The 22,002-nt window shown below is 47.4% G+C and carries 22 protein-coding genes; 10 read left to right on the top strand and 12 right to left on the bottom strand.

The genetic code is table 11. From position 1 onward, the window contains the following. Positions 1–2 precede the first annotated feature (2 nt). From EXW93_RS15340 to EXW93_RS15320, 5 genes are all read left to right on the top strand, one after another. A complete protein-coding gene (locus EXW93_RS15340) occupies positions 3–695 on the top strand; it encodes a response regulator transcription factor (protein ID WP_023469704.1) in 693 nt (230 codons plus the stop codon). Continuing rightward, positions 692–2,077 carry a sensor histidine kinase gene (locus tag EXW93_RS15335; protein ID WP_023469703.1) on the top strand — a complete coding sequence of 462 codons (1,386 nt, stop codon included), beginning with the start codon at positions 692–694 and terminating at the stop codon, positions 2,075–2,077. Before EXW93_RS15340 ends, EXW93_RS15335 begins: the two co-directional genes overlap by 4 nt. A gap of 93 nt (positions 2,078–2,170) precedes the next feature. Further along, complete coding sequence (locus EXW93_RS15330) at positions 2,171–2,548, top strand: DUF1499 domain-containing protein (protein WP_023469702.1); 378 nt, start codon at positions 2,171–2,173, stop codon at positions 2,546–2,548. Then, the gene (locus EXW93_RS15325; protein ID WP_023469701.1) at positions 2,545–3,972 is read left to right on the top strand and encodes a dihydrolipoyl dehydrogenase family protein; all 1,428 of its coding nucleotides are present in this window, start codon (positions 2,545–2,547) and stop codon (positions 3,970–3,972) included. The genes EXW93_RS15330 and EXW93_RS15325 overlap by 4 nt, the downstream gene beginning before the upstream one ends. 3 nt (positions 3,973–3,975) lie before the next feature. Further along, positions 3,976–4,509, top strand: coding sequence for a DUF420 domain-containing protein (locus EXW93_RS15320; RefSeq protein ID WP_023469700.1), 534 nt, complete (start codon positions 3,976–3,978; stop codon positions 4,507–4,509). Between the two features lie 43 nt (positions 4,510–4,552). Here the strand turns inward: EXW93_RS15320 and motB are convergent, their stop codons facing one another. The 3 genes from motB to EXW93_RS15305 all read right to left on the bottom strand — a co-directional run bounded on the left by motB (position 4,553) and on the right by EXW93_RS15305 (position 6,418). Next, a complete protein-coding gene (gene motB / locus EXW93_RS15315; protein ID WP_023469699.1) occupies positions 4,553–5,320 on the bottom strand; it encodes a flagellar motor protein MotB in 768 nt (255 codons plus the stop codon). Continuing rightward, positions 5,295–6,080 carry a flagellar motor stator protein MotA gene (motA, locus tag EXW93_RS15310; protein ID WP_023469698.1) on the bottom strand — a complete coding sequence of 262 codons (786 nt, stop codon included), beginning with the start codon at positions 6,078–6,080 and terminating at the stop codon, positions 5,295–5,297. Before motA ends, motB begins: the two co-directional genes overlap by 26 nt. A 98-nt stretch (positions 6,081–6,178) precedes the next feature. Further along, entirely contained in the window at positions 6,179–6,418 is a 240-nt protein-coding gene (locus EXW93_RS15305; RefSeq protein WP_023469697.1) for a hypothetical protein, read from the bottom strand. A 160-nt stretch (positions 6,419–6,578) separates the two neighbouring features. On the opposite strand from EXW93_RS15305, the gene EXW93_RS15300 reads away from it, so the two are divergent. Next, entirely contained in the window at positions 6,579–7,970 is a 1,392-nt protein-coding gene (locus EXW93_RS15300; protein ID WP_174316704.1) for a TrkH family potassium uptake protein, read from the top strand. A gap of 51 nt (positions 7,971–8,021) precedes the next feature. On the opposite strand, the gene EXW93_RS15295 is transcribed toward EXW93_RS15300, so the two are convergent. Together EXW93_RS15295 and EXW93_RS15290 are read right to left on the bottom strand one after the other, a co-directional pair. Continuing rightward, complete coding sequence (locus tag EXW93_RS15295; protein ID WP_254606222.1) at positions 8,022–9,086, bottom strand: SDR family oxidoreductase; 1,065 nt, start codon at positions 9,084–9,086, stop codon at positions 8,022–8,024. Continuing rightward, a complete protein-coding gene (locus EXW93_RS15290; RefSeq protein ID WP_023469694.1) occupies positions 9,086–11,221 on the bottom strand; it encodes an ATP-binding protein in 2,136 nt (711 codons plus the stop codon). The genes EXW93_RS15295 and EXW93_RS15290 overlap by 1 nt, the downstream gene beginning before the upstream one ends. A 159-nt stretch (positions 11,222–11,380) precedes the next feature. On the opposite strand from EXW93_RS15290, the gene EXW93_RS15285 reads away from it, so the two are divergent. After that, entirely contained in the window at positions 11,381–11,908 is a 528-nt protein-coding gene (locus EXW93_RS15285; RefSeq protein ID WP_023469692.1) for a restriction endonuclease, read from the top strand. Positions 11,909–12,079: 171 nt separating this feature from the next. Then, positions 12,080–12,556 (top strand): LURP-one-related family protein, encoded by a 477-nt coding sequence (locus EXW93_RS15280; RefSeq protein ID WP_023469691.1) that lies wholly within the window; start codon positions 12,080–12,082, stop codon positions 12,554–12,556. 45 nt (positions 12,557–12,601) lie between these two features. On the opposite strand, the gene EXW93_RS15275 is transcribed toward EXW93_RS15280, so the two are convergent. Beyond that, complete coding sequence (locus EXW93_RS15275; RefSeq protein ID WP_023469690.1) at positions 12,602–13,225, bottom strand: DUF1836 domain-containing protein; 624 nt, start codon at positions 13,223–13,225, stop codon at positions 12,602–12,604. Positions 13,226–13,341: 116 nt separating this feature from the next. On the opposite strand from EXW93_RS15275, the gene EXW93_RS15270 reads away from it, so the two are divergent. After that, positions 13,342–13,989: a diacylglycerol/polyprenol kinase family protein gene (locus EXW93_RS15270; RefSeq protein ID WP_055969599.1), complete on the top strand. Its 648-nt coding sequence runs from the start codon at positions 13,342–13,344 to the stop codon at positions 13,987–13,989. A gap of 3 nt (positions 13,990–13,992) precedes the next feature. Here the strand turns inward: EXW93_RS15270 and EXW93_RS15265 are convergent, their stop codons facing one another. From EXW93_RS15265 to EXW93_RS15255, 3 genes are all read right to left on the bottom strand, one after another. Then, the gene (locus tag EXW93_RS15265) at positions 13,993–14,853 is read right to left on the bottom strand and encodes a tetratricopeptide repeat protein (protein WP_055969596.1); all 861 of its coding nucleotides are present in this window, start codon (positions 14,851–14,853) and stop codon (positions 13,993–13,995) included. Between the two features lie 173 nt (positions 14,854–15,026). Next, complete coding sequence (gene ald, locus EXW93_RS15260) at positions 15,027–16,151, bottom strand: alanine dehydrogenase (RefSeq protein WP_029342897.1); 1,125 nt, start codon at positions 16,149–16,151, stop codon at positions 15,027–15,029. 121 nt (positions 16,152–16,272) lie between these two features. Then, positions 16,273–17,490, bottom strand: a complete 1,218-nt coding sequence (locus EXW93_RS15255; RefSeq protein WP_035395605.1) for a PucR family transcriptional regulator — start codon at positions 17,488–17,490, stop codon at positions 16,273–16,275. A 144-nt stretch (positions 17,491–17,634) separates the two neighbouring features. Between EXW93_RS15255 and EXW93_RS15250 the strand changes: the two genes are divergently transcribed. Continuing rightward, positions 17,635–19,011 (top strand): alanine/glycine:cation symporter family protein, encoded by a 1,377-nt coding sequence (locus tag EXW93_RS15250; protein ID WP_174316703.1) that lies wholly within the window; start codon positions 17,635–17,637, stop codon positions 19,009–19,011. Between the two features lie 55 nt (positions 19,012–19,066). Here EXW93_RS15250 and EXW93_RS15245 read toward each other — a convergent pair whose 3' ends face one another. The 3 genes from EXW93_RS15245 to EXW93_RS15235 all read right to left on the bottom strand — a co-directional run bounded on the left by EXW93_RS15245 (position 19,067) and on the right by EXW93_RS15235 (position 21,918). Next, entirely contained in the window at positions 19,067–19,924 is an 858-nt protein-coding gene (locus EXW93_RS15245) for a sulfite exporter TauE/SafE family protein (RefSeq protein ID WP_023469684.1), read from the bottom strand. Between the two features lie 114 nt (positions 19,925–20,038). Further along, on the bottom strand, positions 20,039–21,595 hold the full coding sequence (locus tag EXW93_RS15240) for a solute symporter family protein (protein ID WP_023469683.1): 1,557 nt from the start codon (positions 21,593–21,595) through the stop codon (positions 20,039–20,041). Then, positions 21,592–21,918, bottom strand: a complete 327-nt coding sequence (locus EXW93_RS15235; RefSeq protein ID WP_023469682.1) for a DUF485 domain-containing protein — start codon at positions 21,916–21,918, stop codon at positions 21,592–21,594. Before EXW93_RS15235 ends, EXW93_RS15240 begins: the two co-directional genes overlap by 4 nt. Positions 21,919–22,002 lie beyond the last annotated feature (84 nt).

The following is a 22,002-nucleotide window of genomic DNA, read 5'->3' as shown; positions in this document are numbered from 1 at the left end:
GAATGACCAAAATACTAGTAGCCGAAGATGAACATGCGATTCGCAGTTTCATCGTCATTAATTTGAAACGAGCAGGCTATGATGTCATCGAGGCGGAAAATGGGAAAGAAGCGCTTGCGCAGTTTGATCAACAAACCTTCGATATTCTGTTACTCGATATCATGATGCCGGAAGTCGACGGTTTTGCCGTCTGTGAACAGGCGCGGGCAAAGGATGAAGTCGTCGGGATCATCATGTTGACAGCACGGACACGAGAAGAGGATAAAGTCATGGGACTGAGCGTAGGAGCAGACGATTACATCGCGAAGCCATTCAGTCCAGCAGAGCTACTCGCGCGCATCCAGTCGCTCCTGCGACGGGTAGAGACATTACGTCGCAGAAAACAGCCACGTGAACTCGTCTCTGGACCGTTTCGGATTGATTTAGGCGCGAAGCGCGTCCAAAAAGAAGGTGTCGACGTCGAAGTGACACCAACTGAATACGATTTACTTTGCCACTTCATTAAAAACGAAGATCAAGTTATGTCGCGAGATGAATTACTCGATGCGGTATGGGGTGAGAATTACTTTGGTGATCGGAAGACGGTTGATGTCAACATTCGCCGTCTTCGTCAAAAAATCGAAGAAAATCCAGCGGAACCGAAGTTCATCGAGACATTGTGGGGACATGGATACAAGTGGCGTAACGAAGAATGAAGCGCCAGATATTAATGCGGTTCATGACGATTATCACGGTGACAGTCTTACTCGTCATCGGGATCCTCTCGTTCGTGACCTATAACTATTACTACGTGACGGCGACGGATGTCTTGAAACGTCATGCGAATGCGAGTGCTGTCTTATTTGCGAATAGTGGCCTTGCTTATGATTACGCCGATTCAGAAGCGACGATCCATGACGTACTTGATTCTTACGCTTATCCAGACGCTGAGATCGAAGTGTTGGATGCGACAGGGATTCCGCGTTACTCTTCGACCGGATTCATCTCGGAACGTAAGTTGACGCGAGCGGCGATCAATCAAGTAAGAGCGGGGCAGACTGTCACGAAACGATATGACGATGAGGCGACGGGAGAACATTTACTGGAAGTAACAGAACCTGTCGTGTCGTTCGGTCAGACGACGGGAGCGCTTCGTTATACGACGTCGCTTGAGCGAATCGATCGACGTGTGATCGAAATTTGTTTAGCGATCGTCCTCCTGGGTACAGTAATTTGGGGACTTGCCTTCATCTATTCCTCACGTCTCGTCTCGTCGATCGTCCGACCGATTCAAGAAGTCATCGGTGCATCGGATCAAATCGCGAAACAGCATTACGACGTCAAGGTGAACGAGGAATACTCGTTCGAGCTTGGAGAACTAGCGCGGACGATCAATTATATGGGACAACAGATTAAACAGCAGGAAACGCTGAAAGATGAATTCATTTCTGGTATCTCCCATGAATTACGGACACCGCTGACATCAATCAAAGGCTGGAGTGAAACGTTACTCGTCGAACAGGATCAGTTGCCGGAAGAGGCGTCGCTTGGGATGGGCATCATTCATTCGGAGACGGAGCGTTTGATTTCGCTCGTTGAGCAGTTACTCGATTTCTCGAAACTCGAGACGAGTCGGCTCGTCTTATACCGTCAGGAAGTCAACTTGACGGAAATCATCGAGACCGTGACGGCGCAACTGCGTCAAAAGCTGGAAGAAAAAAATGTCCAGATCGTACAGAAGTTACCGGCACAAGTCGTCGGTCTATACGACGAAAACCGATTGAAACAAGTCTTCTTGAACCTGCTTGATAATGCGATCCGCTTTTCTCCAGTCGGTGGCACGATCACCATTCGACTCGTTCGTTCAGAGCGTGTATTGTTCCTCTCCTTCAGTGATGAAGGTCCCGGGATTCCGAAAGAGCACTTACGTCACGTCACAGAAAAATTCTATCAAGTGCAAAAAGGAAAGGGTGGAACAGGGCTCGGCCTATCGATTTGTCGAGAACTCGTCGAAGCACATGAAGGCAAGCTATTCATTGATAATCAGCCGGAAGGCGGCGTCATTGCGACGATTCTGCTACCTGTCACGAAAGCGTAAACACTGAGACGGGCAGAGTCAAACAGAAACTGGTAAAGTTAAGTGGATTATAGTACGAAATGGATCAGATGATAGGAAACGGAGGAATCAGTCATGGCACTTGGTGTTTCAAATGGTACGCTTCAACCGCTCTCTGGAAAACCGAACGCGGTATCTACTCAAACCGATCTACAGGATATGAAAATGCGTCCGCTCCCGTTCAAAGGAACGCTTGCAGATTCGAAGTTCCAACTCTTACGTATCCTACAAAGCCTCGACCGCGTCAAAGTTGTTAAGGAGGAAGGGGCATACATCCATGCCATCTTCACGAGTAAAGTCTTTCGCTTCAAGGATGACGTCGAATTTTACTTCGATGAAGCCGCACAAGTGATTCATTTCCGTTCGGCATCGCGTGTCGGATACTCCGACTGGGGCGTCAACCGTAAACGGATGGAAGACATCACACGTCGTTACGAGGAGGGCTTGCGATGAAGACCTATCAATTAGTTGTCATTGGTGGTGGGGCAGCCGGAATGACGATTGCTGCTGGTGCAGCAAGTCTCGGCGCGCACGTCGCCCTGATCGAACGGCATACGCACCTAGGCGGAGATTGTCTCCACTACGGTTGCGTTCCTTCAAAGGCGTTGATCGAAGCCGCGCACGATGTTCATGTCATGAAGCGAACGGCTGAAAAATACAACGTGACGCTGAACGGGGACGCGGTCTATTCGAAAACGAAAGCAAGCGTCGATCGGGCACGTAACATCATTCAATCGCACGATGGAACGAAACGGTTCGAAGACCTTGGCGTCGATGTCTATATCGGAGAAGCGACATTCCTCAGTGCTCATGAAGTGGAAGTGGCGGGACAGCTTGTCGTAGGTGAGAAGTTTGCGATCTCGACGGGATCTCAACCCATCATTCCACCGATTGATGGACTCGATACGATTGATTATTTAACGAACGAGACGATCTTCGAATTAACGGAGCGTCCGGAGCGACTGCTCGTCATCGGTGGTGGAGCGATTGGTCTTGAGTTATCGCAAGCATATGCGCATCTTGGAACAGAAGTCACGGTCATCGAGGGTATGAAGACGTTACTCGGAAAAGAAGACCGCGACATGGTCGAAGTCATTCAACGTCAGCTCGAACAAGAATTGACGTTACATCTCGATACGAAGGTCACGCACGTCCGCAAGTCGGCGGGGGGCATCGAAGTGACGGTTGAAGCAAACGGCGAATCACGTGTCATCGAAACGGATGCCGTGCTTGTCGCAGTCGGTCGTAAGCCACGCATCGAAGCACTACGTCTCGACCGAGCTGGCGTACACGTCGAGAAAGGATTCGTCCAAGTCGATAGTTCACTTCGAACAAGTCAGCGACACATCTTTGCGGTCGGAGATACGATCAACTCGCTCCCATTTACGCATGTCGCAGGACTGGAAGGAAAAACGGTCGTCACGAATGCTTTATTCGGTCTACGGACGAAGCCGGATTATCGGGCGGTTCCGTGGGTCACATTCACGACACCTGAATTGTTCCATCTCGGATTGACAGAAGACGAGGCACGCAAGAAACATGGTGAGATCAAGGTCTATCAGACCGGTCTCGATGAAGTCGATCGTTTCGTCATCAATGGTCAGACGGAAGGACGCGTCAAGCTCATCGCTGATAAGCGTGGAAAACTGATTGGAGCACATGCAATCGGAGAACAAGCCGGTGAATGGATGCAAGAAGTCGTCTATGCGATGGCACGTAAAGATAAGGTCGGTCAATTGTCGCGTGTCGTCCACCCGTACCCAATTCGTGGTGCTGCTGTTCAGCGTGCTGCTGATGTCTACTGGCGTGAACGTCTATTCGCTGGTCCGATCCCAAAATGGTTGAAACGTTATTTCGACTGGAAACAAGGAGAATGATTCATGCAACAACCTGCTACTAAACGGAATTTCGTTCCGCTCGTCATCCTGTTGACGCTTGTCATCAACTTGCTCGTGGCGCTTTTATTCTTTGCGCCACCTGTCCAAGTCGATTCAGGATTCGATTGGACGTTGCTTCCTTTTTTGAATGCCATCTTCAATAGTTTTACCTTCATGCTGTTGCTCGGTGCTTGGATTTCCATTCGTCGTGGCAATCGGGTGAATCATCGTCGCTTCATTGGTGGTGCGATGACGACGACGACTTTATTCTTAATTTCGTACGTCACGTATCATGCTGTCAGTGAATCGACGAAATTCGGAGGCGAAGGGTTCGTTCGTCCTGTCTATTTCTTTATCCTGATTACGCACATCATCCTAGCTGCAGTCATCGTTCCACTCGTCTTGATGTCACTCGCGCACGCTGTGAATCAAAACTTCGAGAAGCATAAAAAGTGGACACGTTTTACGATGCCGCTTTGGTTATACGTCAGCTTAACGGGCGTCATCGTCTATATCATGATTCGTCCGTATTATTAAAAAAGACTCCTTCGTGTCTACCACGAAGGAGTCTTTTTGATGATCAGGACTTAACTTTTGTTTCATCGAGTACATTCGCTTTTAAGTCGATCAATGGTCGAATTAAAACTTCGACACGGCGATTTTTGCTACGACCGGTTTCTGTTTGATTGGACGCAATCGGTTGGAATTCTCCGTAACCGCTGACGGTGAACCGTTTTGGTTCGAGCTTCGGATTACGTTGCAAAGCACGCATGAAACTGATCGCCCGGTCCGCACTCAGTTCCCAGTTCGACGGATACCGTGCTGTGTTGATTGGAATATTGTCTGTATGTCCAGACACTTGAATCTGACGTTGCCCTGCTTTGACGAGCAGTGCACTCATCCCCTCTGCGATTTGAAGCGAGCGTCCTCTTACTTCTGCCTGAGCTGGTGAGAATAGTGCGCGGTCGCGAATCGTAAAGACGAGACCCTCATTCGTAATTTCGACCTTGATATCTTTTTCAAGTTTTTCATTCTTAATGTATTCATTGGCTTCTTCTTTGATTTTTTCGAGTTCCGCAATTTCATAGCTTTGTGCTTTTGTCCGCGCGTCTAGCTTTTTTGATTCCTCTTCTTCTTGAGTAGAGAGCGAGCTGTTCGTAATCATCCCTGATCCACCGTTGAAGACGGAGCTAAACGACTGAGACATCGCTTTTAGTTTCACGGCATCGACACTACTCGAAGCAAACAGAACGATAAAGAGTGCCAGAAGTAAGGTCAATAAGTCGGCGTAGGGAATTAACCAGCCTTCGGAGATATGTTCGTCATGCGGCTTCTTTTTCCGCTTCATAGTTCGCACGCTCCTTCGGTGTCAGGTACACGAGTAGCTTATCTTCTAAGTTCTTCGGGGATTCACCATTTTGAATCGAGAGAATCCCTTCAATCATCATTTCATACAACTGAATCTCGCTTGCTGATTTTTGCTTCAGCTTCGTTGCGAACGGGAACCACAGGACATATCCGGTGAAAATTCCGAATAACGTCGCGATGAAGGCACCTGAAATGGCGTGACCTAATTTTTCGATATCCGATAAATCGGATAGGGCGGCAACGAGACCGACAACGGCACCGAGAACCCCAAGCGTTGGTGCGTAGGTACCGGCTTGCGTGAAAATGTTCGCGTTCGCATGATGGCGTTCCGTCATATTTTCGAGATCACGTGTCATGACGTCCTCGACATATTCGGATGGTTGTCCATCGATGACCATCATGACGCCACGCTTCATGAAGGCATTATCGACTTCTTCAAGTGCTGACTCGAGAGATAACAGACCCTCTTTACGTGCTTGCGTCGAGAGTGTCAGAAATTGTCCGAGCAACACTTGTTTTGTCATCAGCTTTTGTTCGAATAAGATGACTTTAAATAAGGCAGGTAAGACTTTCAATCGTTCCTTCGGGAAGGAAATCATGATGGCAGCTGCTGTCCCGACGAAGATGATGACAAGGGCTGCGGGGTTAAGCAAAGCGACGGGAGGCGCACCTTTTAAGATCATACCTCCGACTAATGTGATGAGACCAAGAATGATCCCGATGATCGACACGATATCCATGATTGATGTGTGCCACCTTTCTGTATGTAATTCGTATAGGAACGAAAAATAAAAGAGCAGAAGACACTTCTTCTGCTCGGAAATCCAAAAACCGAGAATCAAGCGCCGTTTTCGTCGATTAGCATTTGAATGCTTTCGTTTCGTTCGTCACGCTCTATATCGGTCAGTACGTCGTATTTTTTTAACACTTGATACAATTCATTTAGAATCGGTTGCTCCAAATGTAATGATAAGAGTTCCTCGAATTGATAATACAATTGCGCAGGCATCCATTGTGATTGTCGTTCCAGCCTTCGCCAGACATCCTCAATCGAATGATCAGCCGTCTTAGGGTCCACTGTTTCCCTCAACCTCCTTTAATGATTACACGTCCACTTTTATCTAGTTTACCAAAAAAATACGAAAACGTTTAGTCGATTGCATATTTCGATAGAACTTCTTAATTCGAGGGAGTATGATAAAGACAATTCTGTCTGAAAACAATCTAGGGGGAGTAAGATGTTCTCGCATAAAAGACGTTCACGACTCGCACGCTTCGGGCGTTTAGGTGAATTGATGTATCATCAGCTATTCGATAAACCGGCACGTTTCATCGCAACGGGCTTTACATTGACGATTTTACTGGGTGGTTTTTTATTGTGGCTTCCGATTTCACAACAAGAGGGACAAGACGTATCTTTCATCGATTGCCTATTCGTCGCGACATCGGCAGGAACCGTCACAGGACTGTCACCGATCAATATTGCCGAATCCTATAATTTAATTGGTCAAATCATCATGATGCTTTTAATTCAGGTCGGTGGGCTTGGGTTCATGACAATCGCGCTCGTCTTGCTGAGCGTCACGGGACGAAAAATCGGGATTCGTCAGCGGATCATCATTCAAGAAATGTTCAATCTCGATAGTCCGGGCGGAACGATTCGTCTCGTCCGTAACATCATCGTCACGACGGTCCTCGTCGAGATCGTCGGCATGTTTTTGATTGCGCTCGATTTATTCATTCAATATAAGTATACCTTTGGGAAAGCACTCTATTACGGTCTGTTTCATGCCGTATCCGCCTTTAACAATGCGGGCTTCGCACTTTGGGGCGATAATTTAATCGGTTTCCAACAGGATACGACGTTCATTCTGACGATTGCAGCGCTCTTGATGATTGGTGGTCTTGGTTTTACGGTCATCGCGGATATCGCTGGTAAACGAAACTTCAAGAAAATTTCGCTCCATTCTAAATTGATGGTGCTATCACTACTCGTCATCAATGGACTAGGTGTTTTAGCAATGATGCTCTATGAATGGGTATCGAACTTGGGTTCATTAAAAGACGAATCGTTCTTTAGTGCACTCCATATCGTGTTCTTCCAAGTCGTCACGACACGAACAGCTGGTTTCCAAACGATTGACTTAACGACGATGGTGCCGCTCTCGATCGGTTTGATGATGGTCTTGATGTACATTGGGGCAGGTTCCGCATCGACAGGTTCCGGGATCAAGGTCACGACGGCAGCGGTCATCTTGAAGAATGTCTGGACGTATATACGCGGACAGCGTGAAACGGTTTTGATGCGTCGGACCGTTCAGACGCAAGCGATTCAAAAGGCATATGCGATTGCTGTCTTCAGTTTACTGTTCATTGCTTTGATCACGACGTTCCTGGCGTTGACCCAGCCGAACATTTCCTTTATTGGTTTATTCTTTGAGACGGTTTCGGCATTTGGAACAGTTGGTCTTTCTTTGAACGTAACAGCTGAGCTCAATAGCTTTGGTAAGTTTTTAATCATGTTCATGATGCTACTCGGACGTGTCGGTTCCTTGACGATTCTGTTCACGTTCGCGACGCAGCGAGACCGGACGATTCGTTATCCAAAAGAGAATATGTTGATCGGGTAACCGATGAAAAAGTCCAATCGACTTCCCTTGAGGAAGAACGATTGGACTTTTTTAGTGTGTCGCATGTATTTGGTAATACTGGACGAGCCGAGGCATCGTTTCTGCAAGGTCTGGACAAATAATACCAGTGTCCCGTAAGTCACGTAAGGCATATGTCGTGTCGTATTGAACGGGATGAATGAAATAATCGAGTGTCTGACGTTGCATCTGAAATCGTTTCGCGACAGCTGGAGTCAATGCTGTGCTGACGAGTCGAAACGGAACGATTCCGCGCGGATAACGGCCATAATAGGCGACGTGTAACATCTCAAAAATCGCACGTGCGCCATGTGGGAATGGATCCGTCAGATGATAGGTCTTATTTCTTCCGACCGGTGCATGACTGAGATAAGCGGTCGCTTCAATGACGTAATCATAGGGCACGAGATTGACGAGTGCGTTTGCTCGACCTGGATACGGAAGAGGAGCAAAGGATTGCAGGAGACGCATCGCGTTCAAAACGAAATACACCCCATCCCATTTCGGTGTTTCGCCCGTTTCGGAATGGCCGACGACGATCCCAGGACGGATGATCGTATAGGGGATCGTTCCGATTTCTTTACGGAAACGCACCTCTGCTAAGTATTTCGTTTCTTCATAAGCATTTTTAAAGGCACTTGCTTGTAACTCATCTTCTAGAACCATTCCGGAACGGAGACCCGAGACATACGCTGTACTGAAGTAGATGTAACGCTCTAAGGTCCGACACGTATGAGCAAACTGTGTCACGTTCGCGGTACCGATCACATTGATTCGAAAGGCGGGTTCATATGCTGTTGCTAAATCATATAGCGCCGCGAGATGAAAGATGTGTGTGACGTCTTGTTGCAACATCATCCGCGCCTCTGATGATAAAGCAAGCTGTTCGACCGTGATATCGCCTTCGTGCAATACAAGTTGCTCCGATCGTAAGGATGTACGTTCTAGAAGATCCTGGCGTCGCTTAACAGCTGCGTTTCGTTCTGACGGTAAATGAAGCAAATGAAAACAAGCGATTTGGTCCGGAACACGTGCCAGTTGTTCGATCAGTTTGGTCGCTAAAAAACCGGGGAAACCCGTCATGAAGTAGGTCCGCATCAATTCCATTCCTTTCTTGGATCACGTTCGAGTACAACGGTGAACGTCGAACCATCATTGATTTCTGATTCAACGGAAATCGCACCTCCGTGTGATTCGATGATTTCCTTACAGATGGCAAGTCCGAGGCCGGTTCCGCCGATTTTCCGGATGTCTGAGTTATCGACCCGGTAAAATTTCGTAAAGAGCTTTTCAAAAGCATTTTGTGGAATACCGAGTCCATAATCCGTCACAGAGAACGTTGCTTGTTCCGGATTGGCTGAAAGAATGACTCGAATATGATTCGCCTGTGGAGAATACTTAATGGCGTTCGAAAGCAAGTTCAAGATCACCTGCTTGATTTTGTGCTCGTCCGCAAAAATCAGAACAGGATCCTTTGGCAGTTCTAGATCAATCCGATGTGTTTCGACGGTCTCACCATAGGCATCGACGGTTGATGCGAGAAGATCGCGTAACGAGAACGACGTGAAGGTATACTCCTGTTTTCCACCTTCTAGACGCTGAATGTCTAAAAACTCATTTAATAGCGTCGTCAATCGTTTCGTCTCTTCGTGGACGATCTCAACATACCGTTCGATTCGATCAGCCGATTGTTTTTTATATCGTAGTAATTCCATATAGCCAAGAATGGAGGACAGTGGCGTGCGCAACTCATGCGATACTGTACTGACGAGTTCGTCTTTTACTTGATCCATCTTCGCTTCCTCTGTCCGGTCACGGAAAACAAATAGGAAGCCATGACGAGAAATGCGGCTCTTCTCCTTTTTGATCGCAGTCGCATAAAATTCGAAATAAAGTGGACTGGACTCATTTGGTCGCTGTAACGTGAAACGAAACGATAGTTCAGAATGTTTTCCGGCGAGTAATTCTTCTACTTGTCGGAGCATCTCGAATCGAGTGTTCAAATCGAGATTCGGAATCAGACTGATTCGTTCTTGAATCTTACTTGGTGCAATGCCTGGGACATCGAGTAATTTGCGTGCTTTGACGTTCATGAAGATGAAACTTCCATCCTCTTCTGTCAGTAGGAAACCTTCATTGGATGCTTGAAGAATCGATTGTGTGATATCACGCTGACGCATGATGGCATTTTTTTCGCGCTCAAGCATTTTCTCAATCTTTTTTCGTTCGGTAATATCACGAACGACGGCGACACGCATCCGGATATTGTTGTAGATGATTTCACGCGGGAAGACTTCGATTTCGACAGAGGTTCCGTCGGCACGTTGACCGAGAACTTCGTATGGTTCTTCTCGATGCTCCTCGATGCGTTGCAAGACACGCGCGTGATGATCCGGATGAATCAATTCAAGCGTCGTCTTGCCTTTCATTTTCTCGAGTTTCGTCCGGAAAATGACTTCTGCTGCGCGATTGGCATCGATGATGATTCCGTGGTCATGAAAGATGACGGCTTCAACGACGGATTCCGAGAAGAGTCGGAAGCGGCGTTCGCTTTTCGTCAGATGCCATTCGATTTGTTTTTGCGGTGTGATGTCCTGAATGAGCAGGAAGTACGTATCGTTTGGTAACCGTGTCATATAAAGACGCCCATGGAACGTTGAGCCATCCAAACGATGATAGGTCCATTCATTTTCGGCTTCCCGTCCATGCAATAAAAAAAGTTGCGCGTCCGATAAGTCTTTTAAGTTCAATTGTTCGAGATGTTGACGGCGGGTAGTGATTTCCTTCGCATCATGTAGAACCGTCGCTTGGAGACCCATGATGTCTTCGGCATGCTCGAAACGAAATAAGGTGCTTGCCACCTCGTTACAAGTTTGAATCCGAAACTCCGAGTCGGTGATGAATAGAGCAGTATCTAGTGTTGAATTGAATAAGTCCTCGATTTTCAGGGGAGCGACATGGACAAGAAAATAGTCCGTCGCTTCAATCGCTGTGACTGTTAATTGATATGTCGTTGAAATGACGGCTTCCTTCTGTAATGGAAAGAAATCATCCGTGATGGGAAACAGCTCCTGAATGGTTTCGATATTCGGAGCGTTCATGAACTGGTGTTGAAACGCGTCATTATGAAATTGAATCTTTCCATTTGCATCGACTAGAAGAACGGGGTCTTTCATAGCACGTATCGTCGCGTGAATGATTCGTATCGATGAAGGGGATGAATGTTCTGCCATGAGCTACCTCCTGACTGGTCTTCGACCATGGATTTTAAGACAGTCTTTCCTCAGCTTACTTCTGCAAGATGAGGCGTGTTTCCTGTTGAAGGAAGCAACCGACGAAGAATTTTAGTATAGTGAAAAAAAGGTCACGACGAAGTAGAGGAGAAAAGCACGATGAAACGATTGAAACGAAAACGATTGTTACTAGCAGCTTTGTTTGCAATGATAGGAATTTTCGGAACTTATTTTTTTTCGAGTTCTTGGGAACCTTTAATCTTAATCATCAGTATAGTAGGGTGTATCCTTTTTCTTCTTTTGTCCATTTTAACGCCGTCGCTTGAAAAACGACTCGATCGAATGGAAGGACGAGAATTTGAAGAATGGCTTGCCGATTTATTTGAAACAGCAGGATATCGAGTCGAGTTGACACCTGCTTCACGCGACTTCGGAGCAGATTTGTTGATAGAGGATGAACGAGGGTATAAGATTGCCATCCAGGCAAAGCGATATAGTGCGGCTGTAGGGCTCGAAGCGGTTCAACAGGTCGCTGCCTCGGTTCCATTCTATGGGATGGACGAGGGGTGGGTCGTTACGAATTCGACCTTTACGGAAGCTGCATATCAGCTAGCGGAACCAAATCAGGTTCGCCTCATTGATCGGGAAGAATTGCTCGCATTTGCAAAGGAGATGAACCTGCATTGAACATGTCGAATGATTGTCGACAAAAGGGGGTTGTCAATTTGGAGAAACGGTGCAATAATCATTTTCGTTAACGAAATATCATACAGATAAAGAAAGTTAAACTATACAGGATGTCTAAATAAACTGGGGACGAAAAACCAGCACGTTTTAGCAGTGAGAGGAGAATTTCTGTTGCGCAAAGTTGTCTATGTGCAGGGTTGCGTTTTTTCGCAAGGTCATGCCGCGATTTATGATGAAGCGCACCAAATGATCGGTGCGGTTCAACACGACGAGAATGGTCGTGTTCAAGTAATGAATGGTGAAGGTAGAGGGGTAGCGTTTGGTAAGTTCATTCCGACGTGTAAGAAGTGGGTCGTGATGAACCATGATGGACAAGAGGTAGGTCAAATGCGTGAGAAGTTTTCGCTCTTCTCGAAGAAATGTGAGTACAACGTGTATGAGCGTGGTACATTCACGATTTCCTTCGACCTGACAAAAGGAAAATTCTCCGTACGGAGTGCAGCTGGAGAAGTCGTTGCTGAATTGTTGCAAGACGGTGATGAGTACCGTCTCGTCAAGGATGCTGACAAACTCTCGATGTACGAACTACTCTCTGTCTTGAAAAGTCTGACGAACAACGTCCACTATAAATCACTGACAGCCGTCTAAATAAAAAAAGATGCCTTCCATGACATGGATGGCATCTTTTTTTCATCATGTCGTTTGCAGAACATGATGGAGACGTTGTTTCGCTTCGTGCGTTAAATGCGATACACGACGGGCATAGAGACACAGTTGGAGAACGTGGACAGTTTCAGGGCGATAAGCGTTAATGCGCTCGAGCGAGCGTCTGAGACGCTTCTCCGTCAATTCGATCGGACCACTTGTCTCCGCGTGTTGCGTGTAGACGAGATAAAAATTAAGCGGACTGATTAAATCATCCTCATCAATATTCGGATTCTTGAAGACGATCGTCAGCAGTTCTCGTGTTTCTTCTAACGAGAAGAGGTGTTTTAAATCATCCAGTAGATAGATGATCGAAGCCTGATTGATCGAGTACTTCTTTCCGCGATGCGGTACGCCGATGATGTCCCGGACTTCACGTTTCGTCCAGTTCTGGATCGTCGTCGCTGACATATGTTCGCCGATCAGGGCATTTGCCAAATGAACGATTTCATTGATGGATAGACCATTTTTTAATGGATCGAATTGCTTCAAGCGATTGATGACCTTCGGTAATTCTGTACCTTCCGTTGCGACGAGGGGTTCGATTCCTTTTCCTTCGTTCAAGCGTTGCAGACAACTTGATAATGTTTGGACTGCTTGAGCATCATACATTTCCAAAACTTCCTCTCTAGGACGTCATTTGACCTTATGTTATCAAATGAAGGTTCAATAGGGCAAATGGCAACTGAAACAACGTACAATAATAGGAAAGAAAGGGGGGAATGACGATGGAATGGATAGCTGCTCTTGGCACGATTGGAATCGTCGGGCTAGTTCTCGTCATCCTGGAAGTCATTGGACGCCGTTTCGACTTTTCTCCCGAGACGGTTCGGAAATGGATTCATATTGCTGTCGGTCACTGGGTATTTCTTGCGCTGCTCTGGCTGGATCACTGGTACGTTGCGATCGTACCGTTGTTATTCTTTGCTGTCGTGAATCTAGTGACACTACGAAAAGGAATCGGTCAGATGCACGATGTCGATCGTCCTTCTTACGGAACGGTCTATTATCCACTCGCTCTAGCGGGACTCGTCTTGTTCTTCTTCGAGCGACAGCCGATGGCGCTCGTTGCGGGAAGCATGGTGCTTGCTTGGGGCGACGGTCTCGCTGCTCTCGTCGGAAAACGCTACGGAAAGACGTTTTACGTCCGTGGTGAGACGAAACGATCCTTTGAAGGAAGTATCGCCCTATTTTTGGCGTCATTCCTCGTGTTGACCGTGACGTTCTTGTTTTATGGACAACCGATTTGGCTCGCTGTCAGTTATGGCTTCTTGCTTGCGAACATCGCAGCCTTGATCGAAGCCATCTCATATCGCGATCTCGACAACTTGATCTTGCCATGGACGATCGCGGCACTCGTCGCGTTTGCTTTTTGACTTTCAGTCGCGTAACAACAATTGTTTGAAATAGAGAAAGCGTAATCGAATATAGTCCGGGTACGCACGCCAACCTGCATGACGGATGGTCATATCCCGACACATATCCTGAAAGACATGGCGATAGATCTTTTCTTCGGAATCGTCGTAAACAGCTGCGAACAAGCCATGCTCGAGCATGTTGGAAAGGCATTCGTCGAGCTTAGCGTAGAGGGTCTCCTCGCTGTCTTCGCGCAATGTAGCATGCAGCTTCTCATATTGAATGCTTTGATTGACAGAAGCTGTCGCATGAAAGACGGTGGTTTTGTCGAGATGAGATACGCCAAGGATTAATGCATAGAGTGCTTCCAACATGTCGATCGAATGACCGTCTAATTGTTGGATGGAATCAATGGCCATCAGCGTATCGATTCCAGATGCGCCAACCTTCTTTAAATATGTAAACGCATGGACGGCTGATTCCCCATAAAATTGACGATGATTGTAATGGACGGCAAGGAAACGATGTCCTGCTGGCTCTTCAGGAAAGCGTGTGATGGCCGATAGGAAAAACTGTTCTGCTTCGTGCATATACCCTTCCTCTTCACTGATGATACCGAGGAGTATGTATCCTTGCACATGCTCGCCGAGTTGCTGATGTGTCTCTTCGATCAGCCGGCGCGCTTGAGTGTGTTCGTTCTTGAAATAAAGGGAATGGGCTGTAGCAATGTTGAGCAATGGATGAGATGGGACAAGAACACGTAAGCGCTCGGTTGCGACAATACGTACGCTTTCTTCTGTATCGGATGTCAGTGCTTCGAGTAACGCCACTTCAGCGACGTGGCTCTGGAGTTCATGAGAATGGGCGGTTATGGTTTGTGTCATGTAATGAGATCCCCTCTACTAGTTCAAAATCATAAGTCTTCGTTTCTCATCATATGACAAGCCGGGTGGTGCCTCAAGAAGTAATGAAGAGATTCGCCTGGGATTCCTTCTTTTCATAAAAAATAGTCGATGGTTCCTCGAAAAGGAATCATCAACTATTTCTACTTTCAAGATCATGCGTGTAGGTGAAGCACATCTTCAACGGATTTGTACGTGTATCCGAGATCGCGTGCGACTGCTTCGTACGTGACGAATCCTTGCGCGACGTTCAATCCTTTTTCAAGAGCATCGTTTTCAGCAAGCGCACGGTGTGTGCCTTTGTTCGCGAGCTCAAGGACATACGGAAGCGTTGCGTTCGTCAATGCTAGTGTAGACGTACGTGGAACAGCACCTGGCATGTTCGCGACTGCGTAATGAACGACACCGAATTTTTCATATGTTGGGTCATCATGCGTCGAGATACGATCGACCGTTTCGAAGATACCACCTTGGTCGATGGCAACGTCAACGATGACAGCGCCCGGCTTCATGCGTTTGACCATGTCGGCAGTGACGAGTTTCGGTGCTTTTGCACCTGGAATCAAGACAGCACCGATGACAAGATCACTCTCAGCGACCGCTTCAGCAATCGTGTACGGGTTTGAGATCAACGTGTTGATCGAGTTACCGAAGATATCATCGAGCTGACGAAGGCGTTCTGGGCTGACATCGATGATCGTGACATCCGCACCAAGACCAACCGCGAGTTTCGCAGCATTCGTTCCGACGACACCGCCGCCGATGACTGTGACTTTTCCACGACGAACCCCAGGAACACCTGCAAGCAGGATGCCCATACCACCGTGTGGTTTTTCTAAGAACTGTGCACCGATTTGTGATGCCATGCGTCCTGCGACTTCACTCATTGGTGTTAACAATGGAAGGGTGCGGTTCTTTTCAACCGTTTCATAAGCGATTGCTGTGATGTTCGAATCAACAAGCGCACGTGTCAATTCTGGCTCAGCCGCTAGGTGAAGATACGTGAACAATGTCAAATCTGGACGGAAGTATTGGTACTCTGAAGCGATCGGCTCTTTGACTTTCAAAGCAAGTTCGGCTGTTGCCCAGACTTCAGCAGCAGTCGCGATGATTTCAGCACCGGCTTTGACGTACTCTTCGTTCGTGAAGCCACTCCCCATACCTGCCATCGATTCAATGATGACACGATGTCCTTGTGCATGTAACGCTGCTACCCCGGCAGGTGTTAATGCAACACGGTTTTCGTTGTTTTTGATTTCCTTTAATACTCCAATGATCATGTGAACGCGATCCCCTTTCGCAAATAAACAAATCAATTTCTCTTCTTCTTCAGTATACGAGAAATGAAAGCGTTCTACTTTATCGGCGTCTTCAAAAATAACCGATATCCTTTGTGTAAAATCACAAAGGATATCGGTCTGCTTTTAGGTACAAATAAAGTAAGGAGCGTTCAGGTAAAGATTCCATTCGAATGCCCGCTTCCTCCTCGATCCGTCGCATCCGATAAAGGATCGTATTCGGATGAACATGGAGATGGGAAGCGACTTGTTTGACGTTCCCATCATAATGAAGAAACCACTCTAGCGTCTCACATAAGGAGGAGGCATGTTTCACATCGTAAGCACGCAGACGTTCGATTTCTTCCAAGCGAACCGTCCGCCGTCGCAGACGCTCCGAGAAAATCGGTAAGAGCTGGAATAAGCCGAGGCGTTCGTAACGAGTGACGTTCTTCAGCTCAAATGGAAAGGCGTCCTTTAAACGTAAGACGATGCCAGCTTCTTCATAGCGCTCCGGAATCGCTTGGACGCCCGTGAAGACTTCACTACTTGCTGCGACGAAGTCCGTATAATCGAACCGCTCCGCGAGCAATTGTCGAAATGATTGGATGAAGGCGTCGAACTGCAGACGCTCTTGTTCTGCGTCGCGGTCGTTTGTGCTGATCCACAAGATGAAATCTGTTTCATCATACGCGTAAAGTAACGGACGAACTGTCTGCTGAATCGTCAATAAATAGCGCAGGCGATCCGCAAGTCGTGGTGTGATTGCTTCCGAAAAACGAATGACCGTCAAACGGCTAATACCGGGTGGTGCGACATGGAGCTTAGAGAACATCTTCAGAATCTCCGACTCGGATAATTCTTCATGTAATAACTCGAAGAAAAACTGTTCCGTTTGCTCTTCCTTCCGTTTTTTCTGCATGTCGATCGCCAGTAACTGACGTTGGGCAAGCAATGCTCCTTTCTTTAAATCCGCTAGTTCCGATGGAGTAAAAGGAGTGCTTCGAGCAATCGACCAAATATAGCCGAGAATTTCTGAATCTTGCTTGATTGCAATGGCGACACGATCGTTCAATCCGACATCCGTGCGTGCGGAAATAATGAGTGGATCATCTTGTGTAGCAAGGCTCTGGATGACTTCATCTTTCCAGAGTTGGTCGATGACCGATTCCGGTACCCGGCGACCAATGATCGTTGCGACACGGGCAGGGTCTGTATCAGCCGTATGCGTACTATACGCAAGAAGGCGGTGATTGCGATCTTCAATCGTAATCGGGGCATTCAAGGCAATACCGATCGCTTCCGCTAAGTCGTCTAAAGAATGATATGAAGCTTCTAACATGGGATTTCCCTTCTTTCTCTTTCGCTCGATAGTTTTAGTATATCTTCTATTGTGTAAAATCACAAAAAGTATTCTTTTGTATTGTAAGAAAACACAACTACATGCTACGGTAAGCCTCGGAAAAGACAGAGAGGATGAAATGGCATGGAAGTATTACGTCTGATATCGGCTTGGGTCTGGGGGATTCCGAGTATGATGTTGTTGGTAGGAACAGGAGTATACTTTACGATCCGCTTACGTGGTCTTCAGTTTCGACGTTTAAAACAAGCGTTTCAATTATCTGTTCAAAAATCAGGGCAAGGTGAAGGTGAAATCAGTAGCTTTCAGATGTTGATGACGTCCCTCGCAGCGACGATCGGAAACGGAAACATCGCAGGGATCGCAGTCGCCTTGACGATGGGCGGACCGGGCGCAGTTTTTTGGATGTGGGTCATCGGTTTAATTGGAATGGCGACGAAATATGCAGAAAGCCTCCTTGCCATTCTCTTTAGAAGTCGAAACGAACGCGGCGAAGCCGTCAGTGGACCGATGTATTATATCGAGAAGGGACTAGGACCTAAATTTAAACTACTCGCCATCCTGTTTGCGGTATTTGGTTTAATCGCATCGTTTGGTGTCGGGAACACGGTGCAAGCGAATGCGATGGCAACGGTGCTTGAGCAATCGTTCCGTGTGCCGCTGCTATTGTTCGGCATTCTGCTCGCGATTGCGGTCTATGTATCGATTCGTGGTGGACTTGAACGCGTCAGTGCGATCTCGACGATCTTTGTTCCGATCATGAGCTTACTTTATATCGGTGCCGCTTGTGTCCTTTTAATATTGAAGGCGGATCAGATTCTACCAGCCTTTGGTTTAATCTTTGAGTACGCCTTCCAGCCGCTTGCGCCTGCAGGAGCCTTCACCGGTGTATCGATCATGATGGCGATGCAAGTCGGTGTAGCACGTGGTATTTTCACGAACGAAGCAGGACTTGGGACAGCAGCCTTGATTGCCGGATCTGCGAAAAGTGAGCGTCCGGTCGAACAGGGATTGATTTCGATGACGAGTACCTTCATCGTGACCTTGATCGTTTGTACGATGACGGCACTCGTCCTTCTGACGACAGGCTTTTGGGATCCGTCAGGCGGGCTACATTCAGGTATGACGCATGATGCGAATCTTTCCGGGGCAGCACTGACAGCAACCGCCTTTGCGAGTGTCCTTGGATCATTTGGAGAATGGACTGTCGCCTTCTCCGTCTTCTTCTTCGGTTATTCAACGATCATCGGTTGGTATGTCTATGGAGAGAAGTGCTTGGAGTACTTGAGCGGCACGACACGTTTCAACAAAGGATATCGTGTTTTCTTTGCGCTCGCAGCCTGTTATGGTGCGGTCGCGCAATTAGAACCGTTGTGGCTTGTCGCAGATATCGCGAACGGGCTGATGATGATTCCGAACTTGGTTGGAATGTTGTTCTTGTCGCACTTAGTCATTGAACAAACGAGAGACTATGAACGAGCCGGTCACAAACGAGTGGCTTAACGGAAAAAAGCGGTGATGCCTGATAGGGGCATCACCGCTTTTCTGATGAGACGATTCATCCATTCGTTCGACGACGGCTGTAGATGAGGAGTGTCAGTAAGAAAATCAAACTAAGCGCAACGAGAACGGAGAGTGAAGCGACGTTCCAGCCGATGATCTCGAGTAACACACTGACCGCAACCGTCAAATAGAAGATACCGAGGTACTTTTTGACGAACGGACTTTCGAAATGCGTCAACTGCTTCGCGCCAATCGGTGCTCCGAGCAAGGCGCCGACAATCAGCATGATCCCGACGAGGATATCGATATTCGTGCTCGCGACCGTATAGTTGACGAGACCCGATAGGACGATCAGTAACGCAGAAGCAATACTCGTTCCGACTGCACGTTTCAACTCATAGCCAACGATCCCGACGAGTAACGGTGTGATGATGAATCCACCGCTGACACCGAGAAGCGAAGAGATGAATCCAGCGAACAGACCAGTGAAGGCAAGAGCAAGATATCGATTTTTCCAACCCGTCTGTTCACCGGTCGTCGCTTTCGGACGTAAGAACTTATTCGCGAAGTAGAGTAAGAGTCCGATATAAACGATTGAGATGACGAGATGGGCACCGTTGACTTCCTCTAAACGAAGGACGAGTGGTGTCGCGATCGTCGAACCGATGATTCCAACGCCCCCGACGACAAGACTATCGCGCCAGACGACATTTTTAAGACGTAAGTGAGAGATCGTACCTGAAACCGTTGATCCGAGAGTCAACATGAGACTGGTCGCGATCGCAACGCTTGGAGCATATCCTAAAATGAGTAGTAGGGGCGTCAAGATGATACCGCCACCGATTCCGAAAAAGCCGGAGATGATTCCAATGAAAAATCCGAGGATTAAGAAATAATAAAAAGCGAGATCCATGTACAGTCTTCCTTTCCTTTTCTTCTCTATTATCCACTTAGTATGGCAATGAATGAGAAGAATGTAAAAGGGGACGGCTCCTTCAAGGGGGTTGAAGGAGCCGTTAAGGGGAACTTATTCTTTTGACGCGGCGACTTCTGCAGCAGCATCGATACCGGTATTGGCCTTGACTAAGATACGTTCGAAGTTACCGGCAACTTCGTTCGATTTCGTCAACAATGTCCCGACGATGGCTCCGAGGAAGCCAAGTGGGATAGAGACGATTCCTGGATTCGTCAGCGGGAAGAGGGCTTCCCCGACGAACAAGGCTGAACCGTCGACTGCCCAAAGATTTGGACTGAGTGCGACGAGAATCAGTGAAGAGAATAACCCGACGACCATACCTGTGACAGCTCCGCCAGTATTGAAACGGCGCCAGAAAATCGTCAAGAGAATGACTGGCAAGTTGGCACTTGCCGCGACAGCAAAGGCAAGCGAAACGAGAAACGCGACGTTCATCGTTTGTGCGAACAATGCCAGTACCATCGAAATCAAAGCGACGGCGATGGACGCGAGTCGTGCTGCCGTCATCTGTTCTTTTTCCGTTGCTTGTCCTTTACGTAGAATATGACTGTAGAAGTCATGGGCAAAGGCGGATGCTGCGGATAAGACGAGTCCTGCAACAACGGCGAGGATCGTCGCAAAGGCGACTGCAGCGACGAACGCAAAGAGTAAATCACCACCGAGCGCTTGGGCGAGAAGTGGTGCCGCCATGTTACCAGCAGCATTGGCAGCAATGATATCTTCAGAACCGACGAAAGCAGCGGCACCAAAGCCGAGGAAGATCGTCAAGATATAAAAGGCACCGATGATCCACGTCGCATATACGACGGATTTACGAGCAGTCGGAGCATCCTTAACAGTAAAGAAACGAATCAAGATATGTGGTAATCCAGCCGTTCCGAGAACGAGTGCGAGATTCAATGAAATCGTATCGAGCGGTAATTTGAACTTGTTTCCGGGATTCAAGAATGAATCACCGAGCGGTGTCGCTTGTTTGACTTCTGCAAACATCTTGAAGATCGAAAAATCGAACTTGGCGAATACCATGAATGAGATGACAGCTGTTCCTGCCATCAAAAGGATCGCTTTGATGATTTGGACCCATGAGGTCGCTGTCATACCACCGAAGACGACGTAGACGGTCATCAAGATACCAACGATGATGACACTTGTCGTGTAAGGAATTCCTAATAACAATTCAATCAAGGCACCCGCACCAACGAGTTGGGCAATCATATAGAAAATCGAGATCGCGATCGAGTTCATGGCAGCAACTCCACGAACTTTTGATGCGTTAAAACGAGCAGCGATCATATCCGCCATCGTGTATTTCCCGAGGTTCCGAAGTGGTTCGGCAACGAGATACAAGACAACGAGATAGGCAACGAGGAAGCCGATCGAGTAGAAGAATCCGTCGAATCCAGCTAAGGCAATCATCCCGGCAATTCCGAGGAACGAGGCAGCGGACATATAGTCGCCGGCAATCGCCATCCCGTTTTGCGCACCAGTGAGACCGCCATCCGCTGTATAAAAATCGTTAGCTGTTTTTGTTTTACGGGCAGCAAAGTATGTAATGACGAGCGTCAAACCGACGATCGCCGCAAATAAAGCAACGGCAGTATAATTCATTTCGACTCCTCCTTGATTTGTTCGACGAGTCGATCAAAGGCACGTGCTTTTTTGCTATACATCATGCAGAACGTCCACGTCATGATGAACTGAGCAAAAGCGAAGATCCAAGCACCCGTAATATCACCGAATACCGGCTGATTTAAAATCGTAAAGTAGCTTGTCAAAATCGGAAGCGTAAAATAAAAAATAAGACAGAAACTGATGGCTGGAAGAATGAAGCCATTCTTTTGACGCATCAATTGTTGAAAGGTAGCACTCTCGACGATTGCTGGAGCGGATTGAGTCGCTTCATTTTTTTGAACTTCGGACACTTGATGCATGAGGCCGCCTCCTTTAAGGAATGAATGTAAATTCATTATAAGGATGTCGTTTCTGGAAAAGCTATCCTAATTTTTATGAGGAAA

Origin of the sequence: Exiguobacterium sp. JMULE1, assembly GCF_013337175.1 — a bacterium.
Lineage (GTDB): Bacteria > Bacillota > Bacilli > Exiguobacteriales > Exiguobacteriaceae > Exiguobacterium_A > Exiguobacterium_A indicum.
Note: the sequence above shows the minus strand (reverse complement) of the source record. Positions and strands in the feature narration are given on the sequence as shown.